Origin of the sequence: Butyricimonas sp. DFI.6.44 (assembly GCF_022132345.1) — a bacterium.
Lineage (GTDB): Bacteria > Bacteroidota > Bacteroidia > Bacteroidales > Marinifilaceae > Butyricimonas > Butyricimonas muris.
Genome location: NZ_JAKNJD010000002.1, coordinates 15,901 through 32,413, shown reverse-complemented (window position 1 = coordinate 32,413; position 16,513 = coordinate 15,901). Strand labels below are relative to the sequence as shown.

The following is a 16,513-nucleotide window of genomic DNA, read 5'->3' as shown; positions in this document are numbered from 1 at the left end:
GAGCAGCAGCATGAAAAGAATGGTTTACCTTGTCGCTTGCCTGCCTTTTTGGCTGACATCGTGTGAAGAGAAAGTCACCGCCTTGCATTTCAACGAGGCGGAACAGGTATTTGAAATCGGAAAAGAGAGTGAACTGCGTTTCCTGAACGAAACGTTCGAAATCAAGGATAAAAACATGGAAGCACAAACGCTGCTCACCGATGCAGGCAAGGAGATTCCAGCAGATGAAGTGCGGATTAAACTGGTGAAGGACATCGAAATCAGCGGTGAATGGACACCGATTAAATTCCCGGTTAGGGAGTTCGACGGCAACGGACATACCATTACCTTCGACGGAATACGGGTGGTCATTGAAGAGAGCTCCAAAGGAGTATTTGATGTCGGTCTGTTTGAAGAAATGGGTGGTGAAAAAGAAGCTGTGGTCAAGGATCTGACATTGGCAGGTGACATGACCATCGACGCTCAAAAGAGAGAAGACGGTTATAGCCTGCTTGCCGGTTCTCTGGCGGGAGAGTTCAAGAATGGATGTATCGAGAATTGTACCAGCAAGGTGGATATCTCATTCGCTGACAATAAGGGTATCTGTACACTCTGTCTGGGTGGACTTGTCGGAGACCTGGATAGCTACGGCTCCGAAGTGGAAGTGGCTTTGCGTGGCAAGATAATCAATGAGGGCAACCTCACCGTTAATCCGTGCAGTGATGCCTACATAGGTGGAGTCATCGGGAGGGCCACCAATTATGGTAAAATCTTTATCAAAGAGAATGTCTGCGTCGAGAATAAAGGCGATTTGACCGTGCAGTGGAAGGCCGATGCCCAACCTGATCATAGCTACATCGGTGGTGTTGTCGGACTTTTCAAAACCAATGAAACTGATATAGAGCATCTCCATAATTGGGGAAACATCCGCTTGGACACACAGAATACATCTGCTACATTTAATATCGGAGGGGTATGTGGCGAACTGACACCTCACAACTACGAACGAATCTATCCGTTGGATCTGTACAATGCAGGCAACATCGAAATCAAGCATGACCTGCTGGCTGAATTTTCCGCCATCGGAGGAGTAATCGGCAGTTTCGGAGGTTCCTCTTTCCATCAGGTGGTGAATGAAGGCAAAATCATTGTGTCGGGAAAAGGATGCAAATACATCTCCGGATTGCTGGGTTCGGAAAGCTCGATACACGGGAACTGTTATCTGCATTCGTGCTGTGTAGATAAGGTCGGAGCTTATCCCGTCTGGAATATCTCTTATCATCCTGTCACCAAGCAGGTCCCCTGCAAGGAAAATCATCCAACAAATCAAAAATAACGGAACATGAAAGCATTACAGACCATACAAGCTGTCGCTCTTTCTTGCTTGCTGTCGATAGGAGCAGCAAGCTGTGGCAGTGAAGAAAGCAACCAGCCTTATACACCGCTTCAGGTGTATTTTGATCCGGTAAGAGTGGATATGAATGCGGAACATCTGATGCCTTATTTCGTAAACTATCCTACGGATTGGGCAAAGATGGGATTGCGCAACTATCCGAAGCTGGTCACCTACGAATACCACAATGCACAATGGGGTGTGACAAGCACCTCGCAATACGAGTTCTTGCCTAACGGCCGTTTATCCGAACAGCGGCGCACTTCTTTCAATGTGGGTGCAACCGGATTTGATGTCATTTCGTATGAATATAACGGCAATTCCAATCTGACCCAAATCAAATCGGTAGATGACGGACGTTACAAACGCCGGAAAAAAGATGACGGCTTCACATACGACAGTGCAGGTCGGTTGATACGTCGCGACAAGAACGGGCGGGGACATTATGACACAACCACTTTTCTGTATGCCTATCACGGTAATGGGGTATTGCAATCCATCCTGCCCGAAAAAAAGAATGGCACGGTCAATGAATCGGGCGTGACGCTTCATGAGATGCAGTTTGACTCGCTCGCTCACTTGAAGTCTTTTGAAACACCGAAGACCACGAACATGTTCTTGAAAGACATCGACAGTTACAAGACAGGACAATCGGTGACAACCTATGTCTATACAGGCCATCTGTGTACACAAGCCGTAGAGAAGATTCCCGTTGAATTTGACGGGGGGAACGAAACACTGACTTGTACCAGCAGCTTTGCGTATAACTCACACGGAGACTTGGCTACTTGGACGTATAGCGGAGGTGTATATAAAAGTAAAGGCAACAACTGGCGGGTGGATGACATGACGTTTACCGTCTCCTACGATTATGTATATGATGAAAAAGGAAACTGGACACAAGCTACCGTTACATTCCCGGCTAACATCGATGAGATACCTGCATTGCGTACCTACTATAAGGCTTTCAGAGACGGATTTACATCGAATCGGGATCGTTCTTCTGCTGTCAAAGCGGGTGAGACTCCCAGCCTGACAGCTGTCCGCAGCATTGATTACTGGGACGATGAAACGATTGCTTCCATGAAAGCTGCAAAAGAAAACGGTCAACCTGTCCTAATGGGTAGTTTACGCTACAAAGGAACGGATATTTATGGGTTGTCCGGTAAAGTCAAGTCGGTAAACGGCAATGAGGAATCACTCAAATTTGACCAGGCGGGCAATCTGATTGCCATGCAGAACAAGTTCGGAGACGAAGCGGCCTATCAATATGTCACAGCTACTTCCTACAAAGTGGAAGGATGGGGAGATTATGTGGTGAACATCGAATCAAAAGATGGTATGCGGACGGATATTTGTCCGGATGCTGATACCAACACGGAACTTGACCAGACCTATATGTTTGATAAGCGCAATCGTATCATCAGTCATCAGTTTACTTCGCACATGGCATACGTCACTTGGAAATACAGCTATGAAGGTGACAGCAAATACCCGGCCACGATGATACAGGAGCACCCGGAAGAAGGTAACACCACTTATCGCTATACCTATACCAAGTTCGACAAGCACAAGAATTGGATAGAGCGGAAGGTAAGCTACACCACCGAATACGATAAGTATGATGACAATGGGAACTATGTCGGCGATGAATATACTGCTCCAGAAGAATATACAGAGAAACGAACCATCGAGTATTGGTAAATTTGTAAAATCTCTATTGATTTACTTTCTGACCCTTTCTCATTTGAAATTTGCTGATAAATAAACCAAGCCTTATTAGACAAGAGAATCTATTGCTACAATAATTGCTATGGATTCTCTTGTTTTTTTGTACTCATCTGTAAAGTGTACTCGAAGGATTTTTTCTGAAGAATACACTTAATTCTTGCATTTAAAAAGTACTGTAGTACAGAGCAAATCTGCCTTACTGTATAGTATATACTATATTTAGTATAATAGTAAATACTATAATACTAATATACTAAAATTATATATTGTAGTAAATTAGTATATACTAAAATTAGTAATTACTAAAAATAGTATTATCTTTGTATTGAATTTAAAGGCAATATGTTATGACAAAAATAATTGCGGTTCTAAACCATAAAGGCGGGGTCGGAAAGACGACCACCACCATCAATCTGGCTGCGGCCTTGCAGCAGAAGAAAAAGCGCGTGCTGGCTATCGACATGGATGGTCAGGCAAATCTCACGGAATCCTTCGGCCTCTCCATTGAGGAGGAACAGACCGTGTACGGGGCGATGAAAGGCAAATACCCCTTGCCGTTAGTTGAAACGGCAGGAGGTGTTACCGTCGTACCGTCCTGTCTCGATCTCTCGGCTGCCGAGGCCGAACTCATCAACGAGCCGGGACGGGAACTGATATTGAGCGGGCTAATAGCCAAATCGCTCGATCACCGGAAATTCGATTATATCCTTATCGACTGTCCACCCTCGCTGGGATTGCTTACACTGAACGCCCTTACTGCGGCAGACTACCTGATTATCCCGGTACAGGCACAGTTCCTCGCCATGCGCGGCATGGCCAAAATCATGAACGTGATTGCCACCGTCCAGGAACGCTTGAACCCGAAACTCGCCATTGGCGGTATCGTCATTACGCAGTTTGACAAACGCAAGACGCTGAACAAGAGCGTGGCCGAACTCGTCAAGGATTCATTCTGCGACAAGGTGTTCAAGACCGTTATACGGGACAATGTATCTTTGGCCGAAGCGCCCATAAAGGGCAAGAACATCTTCGAGTACAGCAAGAACAGCAACGGGGCTAAGGACTACATGGCTCTGGCGCAAGAGGTACTGAAATTAAAATAACCCCGATATGAGCAAGAGCGATTTACTGAAAGACAGTATGAAGGGCGGACTGGACGGGTTGCTGTCGTCCACGAAAAAATCTACCGGCGGAAAACAGCCGGTAGCAGCCCCCACGGAGAAAGAAACGGCGGTTCATTGCAACTTCGTCATCAACAAAAGTATTCATACCCGTATGAAATTCCTCGCCATCAAGAAGAACATGTCGCTGAAAGACATCGTGAACGAGGCAATGAAAGAATATCTGGAAAAGAACGAACAGTAAACAGGCATGGCTGCCGCATCTGCCCACCCCGGAGACGGTAGCCATGCGTCCTTTTTTATCCGCCCGCTGTTTTCCATAGGGCGCATTCCACCTTTATAGTCTTACCATCTTTTTCTTTTTACCTGCCCGCAAGTACAGGCATATTGCCCGTTTTATCCCTATTCTAACCCTGACGGGCATATCCCTTTTTTACCGATTCCTTTACCGCTGTCCCGGCTTCATTCTCTGCCGTCACCGTTGTGTTTTATCAGATGCAAAGGTCCGCTGTCGCGCTTGATACGGCGGCTTGAAGTGCATTTCCTGCAAATTCTTCCTTTCTACGAAAGAGTAATTGGCAGGAAAAGCCGTCGTATGAAGCTGTACCGACAGCCGTGTACCGCATCCGTAAAACCTCAAAGCGGTTCAGGCAGAGAAAGGAACCGAAAGGAGGGAAAGAAAAAACAACGTAAAATTGACAGCGATATGGATAAAATCAAATTGGTAGTTTATAACGAGTACGCACTGGGTTATATCATGCCCGAACAACCCGACAAAGTTTGTACGTTGGTGGATAGGATAACGCTCGGCGCACCGTTTCGGACAATGAATGAACCCTATTTCATCGGGAAAAGAGATACCGTCAGACTGGCGGGCAGAAAGGACTTTGACACTTTTCGGGTAGTGTTCGACGGGTACGACAATCCGCAGGAGTACGAGTTTGACACCGCACAATAAAGACAATAGTAATCAAACAATCTAATGTAATAACAAATTGAAATTTATGAATTATGGAAACAGCAAACATTCAATCAGTAGTAGAGAACAACATCGTATCGGTTGCATTGATGAATATTCAGCCGAGCAGTTATAACCCACGCAAGCACTTTGACGAGGTGAGCCTTGCCGAACTGGCCGAGAGTATTCGTCAGCAGGGAGTGTTGCAACCTATCGGCGTGCGCCCCATTGCGGACACCGACCGCTTCGAGATTGTTTTCGGAGAGCGCAGGTATCGTGCCGCCCTTATGGTAGAACTGACCGAGATTTCAGCCGTCATCTTGCATGTTTCGGACGAGACCGCCGCCGAAATGGCCGTGACGGAGAATCTGCAGCGCAAGGACGTTACCCCCATAGAGGAAGCCAACGCCTACCAAAAACTTATGGAGAGCGGTCGCTATGATGTGCAGTCATTGGCCGAGCAGTTCGGCAAGAACGAGAACTATATCCGTACCCGTCTGAAATTCGTCTCACTGATACCCGAAATAGCCGAACTTTTGGAAAAGGACGAAATTACAATCAGCGTGGCGAGTGAGATTTGCCGATACGGTACGGATATTCAAAAAGAGGTGTACTACAAACATTTGAAAGACAGCGACAGCATGTTGTACGACTGTTGGCGAGGACTGAAAGCCGCCGAGGTGGCAAAGTTTATCGAACGGGATTTCACGACAGACCTTAGCCGTTACGCATTCGACAAGACCTTGTGCGCCTCATGCCCCCACAATACCAACAACATGATGTTGTTCTGCGAGGGTGGTTGCGGAAATTGCGCCAACCGGAGTTGTCTGGCCGAAATGAACGCTTCCTATCTCGTGGAGAAAGCCGTGCAGTTCGTGGAACAATACCCCTCCGTATCGCTATGCTACCAAGATTTCAACAACAACATGATTGCGGTGGAACGCCTTACCGCTATGGGGTACGAGGTCGAGCACCTAAATACCTATGCCACGCCATACCCCGAAACGCCGGTAGCTCCCGAAAAGGAAGAATACGACACTATCGAGGAATACGAGGAGGCATACAAGGAGTACGAGCAGGATTTCAGCAACTATATGGAAAAATGCAAGTCAATCCATGAACGAATTGACACGGGCGAACTCACGTTTTATATTAGTATCGGACAGAAAGAAATTACGCTGTGTTATATGGCAAGTGCTGCCGCCAATGCGGACATGGCTACCGAAAAACAACTCTCCCCGGTGGAAAAACTGGAGAAGCAGGACAAACGTAACAAGGAAATAGCCGTCGAGAAAACCGTTGCAGACGCTAAGAAACAGATTTTGGACGTCGATATGTCCGAAAGCAAATTCACGCAGGACGAGGAAAAGATGATATATTTCTTCCTGCTGTCGTCTCTCCGCAGGGAACACTTCGGGGTATTCGGTATCGGGGAGAAAAAAGCCACCAACACCTTGAGGACGAAGAAAAGATGAACATCATCGCCAACCTAACGGCCAAGCAGAAAGCCGTTATCCGCAGGGATTTCTTGATAGACAACTTCAAAGGCGCATACGGCAATAACGCTACTGCCACCCTCTTGCTCGATTTTGCCCGTAAGCACATGCCCGACACGCTCGCCGAAATTGAAAGTGGATATAATGAGGTGTATGAGAAACGCCATAAACGTATCGAGGAACGCAAAGCCGCCTTGTTGGCAAAGGAACGGCAGACAAAGCCCGAAGAAACCGCCGAGGCGGAAAATACACAACCCACGGCAGAGGTACAACCCGAAGAACATACGCAAACCGAAGAACATACGCAAACCGAAGAGGTTGCTGCTTGACCATAATTCAATAGCAGGACGGAGAAATCCGCCCTGCTGGTTTCTAAAAAGAGGTAATGATGAAATGTAAGGACTGCAAACATTACAACGGTGCAACAATGCCCGGAGCAGGATTGTGCAATGCGACACAGGCACGTACCTTTGCCACGACGGTTTGTTTCAACGGATTGTTTTCTCCGAAGAAACGGAAAGACAAGCCGGATAGCAAGGCCGGAAAAAAATAGCGCAACGCTACAGGGAGATAGCCGCAGGAGTGGCTGTCTTTTTTAGCACTGCCGCCGGCAGATCTCCCTTTTTACCCCTTCGTTTTCCTTTTGTATGGAAATCCCTTCGCCGACGGCTCTGCCCGTCGGGACATGCTTTTTCCGGTGCAAAGGTATTGCCTTGGAGGAACATTCAAGTACCGCTACGCTATTTGAACACAATTTTTCAGCAGCTTTCCCGATTTTCAATCGTCCATATTTCGCGGACGCTCAATACCGCAACTATAAAATTCTGCCCAAATTCCTTGCCTGTTTCTCCCTGAAAGGCAATCTTTGATGCACGTAAAAATCAAATCCCGACGGGAGAAGCCTGAAGGCTTCCGAAAGGAGGGAAAAAATAAACAGATTGTTCAACTGATTAATGTTAAAATTTTATGGAAATTCAATTTGCTATCGTGCGTTCCGAAAACAGAGAGTATTTGTGCTACAAAGCAGGTGAAGCGTATGTAGATGCCAGTAACCCTATGATTGCTTTTGCCGCAGGTGAAGATGAATTTGAAATCGTAGAGCCGGACAGCTCTTTCAGGCAGAAAGAATACGAGTTCAGAGGCGAACAGTATTACCTCGTACCAGAGTTTTACCGCAATGGTTGGTTGGCTCTCACCTTGGTAATGGTGGAAGATGAAGACGAATATATCGTGCTTTCCGTTAATTTGGAGGAAATGGACGCACTCGGTCTGCCGGACCGTACATTTATCGACGTCAATCATTACCCCGAAGCAATGGAGTTCTTGGTGAAAAACGGACTGGCGACCGATTCCGAGTATAAGCGCAGGAGCGGCTTCGTGGAATACCCTATGGCTATGTTGAACCTGCCGCTTCTTTATCAGCATAACCCGCAAATTTTCCAAAAAGCGAACATCGAGCTATTCGGAGAAGAATGTTTTTGAAAAAGGATTGTTCCACGAATAGAAAAGCATCGGGTTCCGAAAATTGAATGTACAAGATAGCGTACCGATAATACAGTCAGTGCGCTGTCTCCTTTGTCTTTATCGCCCGCCTTCGTCCTTTTATAGTCAGCCTCCCGGATACCCCGCCACCGCCCATTTCCTCTTATAATTGCATTCTTTCCCTTTTGTAGCGGTATGAACCGCCTGTTCTTCCCATCCGACTTTTCCGGCCCTCACCGCACGGGTTTTATCCGATGCGAAAGTCGGACGTCGCGCTTGATTCGCCGGCTTGAAGTGCACTTCTTGCAAATTCTTCCTTCCCAAGTGAAGCGTAATTGGCAAGAAGAGCCGTCGTATGAAGCCGTGCCGACGACCGTGCATTGCATCTGTAAAACCTCGAAGCGATTCCGAAGGAAAGGAATCGAAAAAAGGAAAATAAATAATCAATAACTCACAAGACAATGGGAAAATACGATTTTATCAAGACCGGGAATCTGCTTTATTGGCATGACCCGGACAACGGTTTGTCCGACGGGGCTTACCGAGTGATTTCTGCACCGGAAAACATGGAAGACGACAGCATTATTCTGATTTCGTCCGGTACTTCGGAAGCGGAGGTTTTGCCTTCGGAATTATCACCGATAAGTACGGGCAGAAGTCACAAAGAGGATTTTTTGCGCTGGAAAGCGGAACGTGAAGCCGAAGGCATGGAGTTTTACAATCGCCTTTCCGAAGTCATGGATACGGAGGACGATTTGGCTGTAGGCGACATAGTGGCATTTACAAACGATTATGGAGTAGTATTCGGCCCCCAAGAGGTATTAGCTTTCAGGAAGCCTTGGAACGGTGACAGATGTGTGTATCTTGACAGCGACGCCTATTGGTTTCCCGACCGTCCCGACCAGTTGACCCTCCTAAGCAAGAAAGGGGCGGAATGACAATGACAAGAGAGTGTGTCAAAACTCAATTTTTGAAGCTATGAACTTAGAATTTGAAATTTGAGTACCCTCAAAGGCTAAAAAAGGGTCGTATCATTACTCAATACAGAGCTTAATACGACCGTTTTAAAATGTCATAGTTACAATCTATAACTTTTCGGAGGGGACATTTTAGTTTTGACACACCCCCTCATTTCCCCTACATGAAATCCCACGCTCTATTTTAATCGGTCTGCCCGGTTGTCGCTCACGCACTCTATTCGTGCGGCGATTTCCTTTTCTATCGTTCCTATCCATTCCTCTCCGACACCGGCCTCCCGGCCGTATTCCGGGTAATGCGAGACGATACCTATGGCCTTTTCTATGAACGGCTCTGCGGCCTTTATACCATACCGGCGGGCTACTTCCAGCAAATCCTCCGCAGTAATGCCCTCCGTCTTGTTGTTGATTGTCATGCTGTGGCGGTTGACGTAATACGGTGCGTCCGGATCGACCGAGAACGTGTAGTCATAGGTCGGAGCAACGTGCCAATGCCCGTCGTCGTCCATCAGGAAGCTGAAATTCTTGTTATGGTCATCGACGTTCCCGCCCAGAACGTTCAGCACCATCGAGCGGAACAGTTGCCGGAGTTCCCCCGGCGGCACGCCGATACGGCAAGCTGCCTCGAACAGTGCTTCGTAAGAATCCGCCGAGGGGTTCATGGCAGCCAATGTCTGGATATGCACCTTCTTGCCGTTCTGGCGGTCGAAACGCTCGGTCAGGAAGTGCGCTGTCTGCTCGCCTTCAAGCAGGCGGCTCGGCATCATCTGAAGCTCGGCATCCACAGCCATCAGGTAATAGCTGTATTCTATCCGTGTCGTCGGCATCTTCTGGTGTTCGTCGAACTTGACGATCATCGGCGTGTAGCCCGGATAAGGGGTCGCCACCTGTCCGGAGTAACATTGTCCCTCCTCGAAATTGACGTTGACCACTGCCTTGGGCCGTCGCCCTCCTGCGGACGTACCCACCTTGAACAGGCTTTCGACCATCAGGTTGCCCGATACCGGGACGTTGAACCGTCCGGCTTCCTCGAAAGCCTGCCGGGCCAGTTGGTAGAGATCGGCGATCTCGACCTTGAACGGTGTCTCCAGTTCCTCGGCAGTGGGCGGGACGAACTCCAATGCCCCCATGCCACGCCGTCCGATATAGGCGAGACGGTCGAGGGCGGACAAGTCCCTCATACGGATATGATGCACTTTGGCCCATTCGTTGAACACGGTGTTTCCCCAATGGTCGGGCAGTGAATCGGCTATGAACGACGGCAGGCCGCCGAAAAGCCGCTCTTCATCGGGATAGACCGGCAGGCCGCGCTGTGCGGCAACCCCTTTTACCGGCGCACGGAGCGGGGCGATATCATAGCCGTTGCGGACATAATCGCTGTCGAAGTAGAAACAGGCTTTGCTGCGGTGTCCTTCCCGGTTGGCGACAAGCGTGCCGACCTTTTTATCCCATAGGATTACATCGAGACTTTCTATCATTTCTTGCCCCTCCTAACTCGTTTAGGTATCAGTTTCTCAATTTCCCGAAGTGCCATCGGCGGCATGGGCAGTTCCGGCAGGATTTCCGCGAGCCGCTGTTCCTGACCGAGCGCACGCAGCAGGGAGATGAAATTGGCCAAGGTTAGGTTACGGCTGACCCCTTGTTCAAAATGGCTGATTGTCGTCTGGCTCACGCCCGACTGTTCGGCCAGCTCCTTCTGGCTCATGCGAGCTGCCAGACGGTACTCCTTGACACGCAACGCCAGAAGCGTCAGCATATCGCTGTTTGTGGTATAGTTCGTTGCTCCCATAATATCAATATATCACTATTTATATGCAAATATAGCAACAATTATCCATATATAGATATATAATTTTCTTTTTTAGTTTCCAGCCGTCCTTTTCTACCACTTTCAGGTCTCCGTATTCTCTTCCGTCTGGCTTTCCTGTCCGTCACCGCATCGGTTTTTATCGGTGCAAATATGGGCTGTCGCGCCTGATTCCGTCGTTTTGAATTGCATTTCTTGCAAATTCTTCCTTCTACGAAGCGTAATTGGCAAGAAAAAACGTCGGAAAGGGCTTTTTCGCCAGCCCCGGAAAGCACCATAAAACCCGAAGCGGCTCCGGTAACAAGGAAGCCGAGCAGAGGGAAAGAAAAACAATCATTAAAAATTCAACAAATGAAGACATTAGAAGAATTATTGCAAGAACTGGGGTGTGAAGGTAACGCATTCGACAGCACCGGAGAATTTACAAAAGCGGGAGAAAAGGCGTATGACCGCTTGGAGCATTTGCTGTATGACATAGAAAGGCTTACAGGCAAAGAGGTGACACCCATAATTAGGGAACTTGACAAAATATGCAACGAGAACTATTAAAATTCAAGAATATGGACATTAAAGAAAGCAAAGAATACCGCCTCGCCAAAGACTGGGAAATGGCGGTAAACAGTTTCAGTTTCAACCCCGAACGGTTCGCAGCGGCAATCCCCGACATGCACCCCACGCTTCAGCAAAGCCTGTATCGCCTGATTAAGGCGTGTATCAAGGTCATGGCGGACGAAACGCGGCACTATGACGAACGAAACCAAGCCTCGCACGAGGAAGCGAAGCGCATCATGGAGTACCTCAATGAACACGGACGTAATATACCATTAAAATAAGGAGGATAATATGAAAACAAATGAAATTCAATTTGGCGGCAAGAGCTATGTATGCCGTATTGTGGAAGCCAACGATGGCGAAGAACTGCTGATTGCCCCGACCACCCTGCTGGATGCTCTGCAGCCCGGTAGTTTCAATGACGAAAACGAAGGTTTCGCCAGTAAAGAAGCCGAAAGCATTTATGACGAAGTTTTCTTCTTTACCGATGAGAGAACCCTTCAACTGCCCGAAAACGAGCTGGTAGCCGAACTCAAAAAGGATAACCCGGACTGGTTCGAGTGAATCATGGAATAATAATTTATAAACTTACAAACTTAGAGTTATGGAAAAAGAATATGTAATGCAGGTTGCACAGATCATTAAGGAACAGTTAGTAGCGTTAACCCCCATGACCGTCCTCATGTCATGGAGTATCGAAGAATTTGCCGCCACTCTATACAGGGATTTGCCGGCACTCCGAATCAAGGTAAACGGACGACTGCACGCGGGATATGTCATCGTCGTGCTCAATGGTTCGGACTATTACGAGGTTTATCTTGTGAAGGGAATGGACGTGGAATGTGTGAACAACGAGGTTTGTTTCGATGAACTGGGCGGTGTCATCGACAGGGCTATCGAAAGCGGTACGGACAAAGCCAAGTATGATAAATTCTGTGAACAGGAGCGACAGAATTTATATGTAACTGTTGTCACTGTCTGATTCCTCTTTTTGGGGGACGAGAGCCGTGCCTTGTCGGTAAACGAACAGGGTACGGCTTTTCTGTATATAATGCAGAAAAGAATAAAAATCTGCCGTTTGTAAATGATTTCAGTCGTTCATAAAACGGATTGTCTGTGACTGCCTGCTCCCTTTATATTTGCGATGCAGGTTCACAAAGTAATAACGGGGGCATTACTCCGGCTATGCCTTCGACCTGATTCCCGTAAACGGCAATATGATGGAATTCAAGAGTTTCTGTCGTGGTTTTCTTAGAGTAAGAGAGTTTGACCAGTTGATTTCCGAGAAAGAAAACAGTCAGGGAGTACCGTCGTGGATGCACATCGGGTATAAGAACTCGGAGGGTAAACAACGCAAGCAGCTGCTGTCTATGATAGGCGGCAAATATTATCCCATGACTTGATTTGACTCGTTTCAGGTAATCACCATCGGTCAGAGTGCAAGCGTCGGGTTCGTGCACCCTCCCTCTATACATTTTAATGCCGTTATTATCAATTCAACAGCAACAAACGACCGGTGTCTCCTGTATTTTTCCTATATTTGTTTCCGATTTACAGTCAGATATGGAACAATTAGCAAATTCAATACAAAGCATATCCTTTGAGCAGTTGGCTCAAAAGATTATAACCGTCGATGATTCAATGCGTGGGGTGGCGGTTAAAACCATCAATCAGGCAACCACGTTACGCAATTGGATAATCGGATGTTATATTGTTGAATACGAACAAAATGGCAGCGACCGGGCCAAGTACGGGGACAATCTGCTGAAAAGTCTGGAAAAACGTATCGGGCAAAAGGGCCTGAATGTCACCCTTTTCCAACTTTCACGATTGTTTTATAGAGATTATCCGCATATCGGTACACTGGTTTCCGCAAATCATGCGACGGCGTTGCATAAATTGCCGTTATCAGAAATTTATGCGACAGTGTCGCACAAATTGCCGGAAATTGACTCTTTCGCTGTTAATAAGAAAAATGCAGGCAAGCTTTCTGAACAGTTCAATACACCCCCTGAGAATTTGGTTTCTGCACTTTCCTTTTCGCATATCAGGGAGTTGCTTACGATAGAAGACCCGTTGGTACGTTTTTTCTATGAAACGGAATGTATTCGGGGAACATGGAGTGTGCGTGAATTACGCCGTCAGATTGTTTCCAACCTTCACATTCGCATCGGACTGTCGGAGGATAAGATGAAAGCGATGATGCTTGCAGACAGCAAGGCAGAGCGACACACCCCGCTTTTGCAGATACGCGACCCCTATACGTTTGAGTTTCTCGGTCTCCAAGCCAAAGATGTCGTTACGGAAAGCGATATTGAAGAAGCCCTGCTCGGACACTTGCAGGAGTTCTTGCTGGAACTTGGGAAAGGCTTCTGTTTCGAGGCGCGTCAGAAACGCATCATCATAGACGGAGAATATTATTTTGCGGATCTCGTTTTCTACAACCGGTTGCTTCATTGCAATGTCATTGTGGAATTAAAAAATGACGAGTTCCGCCATGAACACATAGGACAGCTGAATGCCTATGTCAGCTATTATGCCGAGAATGAAATGCAGCCGGGCGACAATCCTCCGGTCGGTATTTTGCTTTGTACACACAAAGGAAAGAAGATGGTGGAATACGCCCTTGGCAGTATGGATAATCATCTTTTTGTTTCGACATACCAGTTACAGTTGCCAAACCGTCAGCAATTAGAACAGTTCTTGATGGACGAATGTCGGGAACAGTCCTCGGAAGTGTGAAAAATAGATAGGAAACACCGAAACGCCTGCAATAATCACGGAATCATTGCAGGCGTTTTGCTTCTTTCCATAACGGAAGCCGACTTTCTATTTCGCACCCCTTTTGTTCAGCACGTCCTTTATCATTTCTTTCACCTCTATTCCCACATTCACGAAATTCCGGTAAAGAATGCGTTCCCGTTCCTCCCTCGACTTGAACGTGTAGAACTTCGGCAGTGGTACATACGCAGCTTCCTCCTTCTTGATTTCCTTCATGTCGAAATCCGTTTTGCAGAAGAACTTCGAGGTCTTGAACTCCTCCGATTCCTGTACGTTCATCGAACCTCCTATACCGGTTTTTGTTTGGATGAAGTCCCGTGCCGTCTGACCGCATATCCAGCCCGTCGGCATATCCGAGATTTTCGAGGCGGGTACGAGGCTGTCCATGTTTTCATTCAGGTTGATGGAAGTTTTGTCCCGGTCTATCGTGACACCCTTTTTGATTTGCACCACCTTGCCGAATATGTCGCTTGACAGCCATTCCAGCGTCTCCTTGGCACGGGCTGAACCGCTCACCACATTGCCCACCGTCGTGATGATTTTTTGCATACCCACCTTTCCGTAATCCGCTTCGAGCTGCGGCAGCTCTTGGAAACCGAGCGTCACGCTCACCTTGTTGCTTCGTGCCGTACCGATCAGGCGGTCTATCTTGTGGAAATAAAGTGTCGGCAGCTCGTCCACGATAATGCTCACGGGGATGTTCTTGCCCTGCCCGGTATTTACGCGGGTAACGAGACGGTTCAAAATAAGGGCGTTCAGTGCCCCGATAATGCTCTCCATCTCCGGGTCGTTCGCTATCAGCAGGTAACTCGGATTCTTCGGGTCGCTCACCTTCAGGTCGAAGTCGTCGCCGTCACGATGGAATATCCAGTAACTCTCTTTGGTCGCCAAGCGCGAGGTATAGACACGCAGCGTACCTATCATACCTTCCAGCTGCTCCATTGCCTTGTTTTTGAAAGCCGTCTGGAACGGACCGAGCAATGGGGCTACCTCGTTGTCGGTCTCCAGTACCTCGAAAATGGTTTGGTAACTCTCATTCAGGAACGACAGGATATGCGGCATGTCCGAGTATTTTCCCAGCCAGTAGGCAGGTTCAACGATTTCTCCGCCCTCTTTGTCCCGCACCACACCCGTTGGCTTCCAGAATTTCGTTTCAGGGTCTTGCCGTTTCTCTGCGTACAGTTTGTTTCCTTTGACATCATAAGGCTCGCGCTCGTAGTTCACGAAGAAATAGATGCAGGCGGCGAGGAAGTTCACAGCCGAGGTCTGGAAGAACTGGTCGCTGCCACCGCCTCCCTCTTTCTTGCCTTTTTGCAGGCTCTCCAACAGCGTCTCCGCCGTCTCGCTGGCCGCAGCGAGGTTGTTGATGTATTTCGCCTGAATGGGATTTACCCGGCGGCTGTACTCCACGTCCACGAAATTAATCATGTTGAACTGGCAGCCTTGGGGCAGCTTGCCGAGTTTCTGGTTTTTCTTGTAGTGGTAGTACAGCTTCGTAGCCAGAGTCGGGAACTTATAGTCATAGACCACCATTGCGAATCCCTTGGCCGAGTGCTGCCGGATAAACGGCTCGATGATACTGAATGTCTTACCCGACCCCGGTGTTCCGACTACCCACGTTCCACGGAAACAGTTGGTTATGTTGGTCCAGCCTTTACGAAATTTGCCCTTGTAGTAATACCGCATAGGGATATTCACGCTGTACGGGGTCTCTATCAGTTCCTCGCACTGCTCGAAACTCTCGTTCTCGAAGTTGAAGCGGTCCTTCATCAGTCCCTCCTTGAGGAACTTGGAGATGTTGTCCAGTGCGACATGCACGAGGATAACCCCCACGAGGGAAGTTGTCATATAGAAGATAATATTCAGCGGCAGCGTATAAAGTCGTGCCTCCATCGGATAACCGAACAGCCATACGGACAGCACTAACAGAACAAAACCGCTTATGAGTGGGTACAAGACCTGCCGCCGGGCGTTGAACTCCAAATGTTTCTTGGCTCTGGTGCCTATACATGTAATGCAGATGAGTAGCACCGTGGCGACCTTACTGTACACGAGGTTTCCGTCGTTATAGATGGTCCACTGCTTGATACGTCCGTGAATGTCGCAGAGTATGCCGCCCCAGTGGTCCAGCATAGCCGGGTCGATGGCATACTCGAAAAACTCCATCAGTACGGAGACATATACCACCGCACGGAATATCCGGTAAAATCCCTGTAATTCCTTGCTCTCTTCCATT

General features: G+C 47.9%; 18 protein-coding genes and 1 pseudogene. 15 read left to right on the top strand and 4 right to left on the bottom strand.

The window, feature by feature from the left end; all coding sequences use genetic code 11:
- Window positions 1-10: 10 nt before the first annotated feature.
- The 8 genes and pseudogenes from L0M98_RS03295 to L0M98_RS03260 all read left to right on the top strand — a co-directional run bounded on the left by L0M98_RS03295 (window position 11) and on the right by L0M98_RS03260 (window position 8,160).
- Window positions 11-1,315 carry a hypothetical protein gene (locus L0M98_RS03295; RefSeq protein ID WP_007478974.1) on the top strand — a complete coding sequence of 435 codons (1,305 nt, stop codon included), beginning with the start codon at window positions 11-13 and terminating at the stop codon, window positions 1,313-1,315.
- A gap of 6 nt (window positions 1,316-1,321) precedes the next feature.
- Window positions 1,322-3,076, top strand: coding sequence for a hypothetical protein (locus L0M98_RS03290; protein WP_004289365.1), 1,755 nt, complete (start codon window positions 1,322-1,324; stop codon window positions 3,074-3,076).
- A gap of 374 nt (window positions 3,077-3,450) precedes the next feature.
- On the top strand, window positions 3,451-4,206 hold the full coding sequence (locus L0M98_RS03285; protein ID WP_004289364.1) for a ParA family protein: 756 nt from the start codon (window positions 3,451-3,453) through the stop codon (window positions 4,204-4,206).
- 7 nt (window positions 4,207-4,213) lie between these two features.
- Window positions 4,214-4,468 (top strand): plasmid partition protein ParG, encoded by a 255-nt coding sequence (locus L0M98_RS03280; RefSeq protein WP_004289363.1) that lies wholly within the window; start codon window positions 4,214-4,216, stop codon window positions 4,466-4,468.
- Between the two features lie 462 nt (window positions 4,469-4,930).
- Window positions 4,931-5,182 (top strand): hypothetical protein, encoded by a 252-nt coding sequence (locus L0M98_RS03275; RefSeq protein ID WP_007219414.1) that lies wholly within the window; start codon window positions 4,931-4,933, stop codon window positions 5,180-5,182.
- 53 nt (window positions 5,183-5,235) lie between these two features.
- Window positions 5,236-7,007 (top strand): annotated as a pseudogene (locus tag L0M98_RS03270) (ParB/RepB/Spo0J family partition protein).
- Window positions 7,008-7,063: 56 nt separating this feature from the next.
- A complete protein-coding gene (locus tag L0M98_RS03265) occupies window positions 7,064-7,231 on the top strand; it encodes a hypothetical protein (protein ID WP_004289359.1) in 168 nt (55 codons plus the stop codon).
- Window positions 7,232-7,644: 413 nt separating this feature from the next.
- Window positions 7,645-8,160 (top strand): DUF4313 domain-containing protein, encoded by a 516-nt coding sequence (locus L0M98_RS03260; protein WP_004289356.1) that lies wholly within the window; start codon window positions 7,645-7,647, stop codon window positions 8,158-8,160.
- A gap of 126 nt (window positions 8,161-8,286) precedes the next feature.
- Here the strand turns inward: L0M98_RS03260 and L0M98_RS03255 are convergent, their stop codons facing one another.
- Window positions 8,287-8,484 carry a hypothetical protein gene (locus tag L0M98_RS03255; RefSeq protein WP_153257584.1) on the bottom strand — a complete coding sequence of 66 codons (198 nt, stop codon included), beginning with the start codon at window positions 8,482-8,484 and terminating at the stop codon, window positions 8,287-8,289.
- A gap of 137 nt (window positions 8,485-8,621) precedes the next feature.
- Here L0M98_RS03255 and L0M98_RS03250 point away from each other — a divergent pair, with 137 nt between their 5' ends.
- Window positions 8,622-9,098: a hypothetical protein gene (locus L0M98_RS03250; RefSeq protein ID WP_004289354.1), complete on the top strand. Its 477-nt coding sequence runs from the start codon at window positions 8,622-8,624 to the stop codon at window positions 9,096-9,098.
- A gap of 218 nt (window positions 9,099-9,316) precedes the next feature.
- On the opposite strand, the gene L0M98_RS03245 is transcribed toward L0M98_RS03250, so the two are convergent.
- Complete coding sequence (locus L0M98_RS03245; RefSeq protein ID WP_004289353.1) at window positions 9,317-10,615, bottom strand: type II toxin-antitoxin system HipA family toxin; 1,299 nt, start codon at window positions 10,613-10,615, stop codon at window positions 9,317-9,319.
- Window positions 10,612-10,926, bottom strand: a complete 315-nt coding sequence (locus L0M98_RS03240) for a helix-turn-helix domain-containing protein (protein WP_004289352.1) — start codon at window positions 10,924-10,926, stop codon at window positions 10,612-10,614. The genes L0M98_RS03245 and L0M98_RS03240 overlap by 4 nt, the downstream gene beginning before the upstream one ends.
- Before the next feature lie 369 nt (window positions 10,927-11,295).
- Between L0M98_RS03240 and L0M98_RS03235 the strand changes: the two genes are divergently transcribed.
- The 6 genes from L0M98_RS03235 to L0M98_RS03210 all read left to right on the top strand — a co-directional run bounded on the left by L0M98_RS03235 (window position 11,296) and on the right by L0M98_RS03210 (window position 14,238).
- Window positions 11,296-11,493, top strand: coding sequence for a hypothetical protein (locus L0M98_RS03235; RefSeq protein ID WP_005776149.1), 198 nt, complete (start codon window positions 11,296-11,298; stop codon window positions 11,491-11,493).
- A gap of 11 nt (window positions 11,494-11,504) precedes the next feature.
- Window positions 11,505-11,777, top strand: a complete 273-nt coding sequence (locus tag L0M98_RS03230) for a hypothetical protein (protein WP_008666811.1) — start codon at window positions 11,505-11,507, stop codon at window positions 11,775-11,777.
- A 10-nt stretch (window positions 11,778-11,787) separates the two neighbouring features.
- The gene (locus tag L0M98_RS03225; protein WP_004289349.1) at window positions 11,788-12,060 is read left to right on the top strand and encodes a hypothetical protein; all 273 of its coding nucleotides are present in this window, start codon (window positions 11,788-11,790) and stop codon (window positions 12,058-12,060) included.
- A 40-nt stretch (window positions 12,061-12,100) separates the two neighbouring features.
- Window positions 12,101-12,478: a hypothetical protein gene (locus L0M98_RS03220; protein WP_004289348.1), complete on the top strand. Its 378-nt coding sequence runs from the start codon at window positions 12,101-12,103 to the stop codon at window positions 12,476-12,478.
- Between the two features lie 235 nt (window positions 12,479-12,713).
- Window positions 12,714-12,899: a hypothetical protein gene (locus L0M98_RS03215; RefSeq protein ID WP_004289347.1), complete on the top strand. Its 186-nt coding sequence runs from the start codon at window positions 12,714-12,716 to the stop codon at window positions 12,897-12,899.
- 238 nt (window positions 12,900-13,137) lie between these two features.
- The gene (locus L0M98_RS03210) at window positions 13,138-14,238 is read left to right on the top strand and encodes a PDDEXK nuclease domain-containing protein (protein WP_007219420.1); all 1,101 of its coding nucleotides are present in this window, start codon (window positions 13,138-13,140) and stop codon (window positions 14,236-14,238) included.
- An 87-nt stretch (window positions 14,239-14,325) separates the two neighbouring features.
- Here the strand turns inward: L0M98_RS03210 and L0M98_RS03205 are convergent, their stop codons facing one another.
- On the bottom strand, window positions 14,326-16,512 hold the full coding sequence (locus tag L0M98_RS03205) for a type IV secretory system conjugative DNA transfer family protein (protein ID WP_008666805.1): 2,187 nt from the start codon (window positions 16,510-16,512) through the stop codon (window positions 14,326-14,328).
- Window position 16,513: the final 1 nt, after the last annotated feature.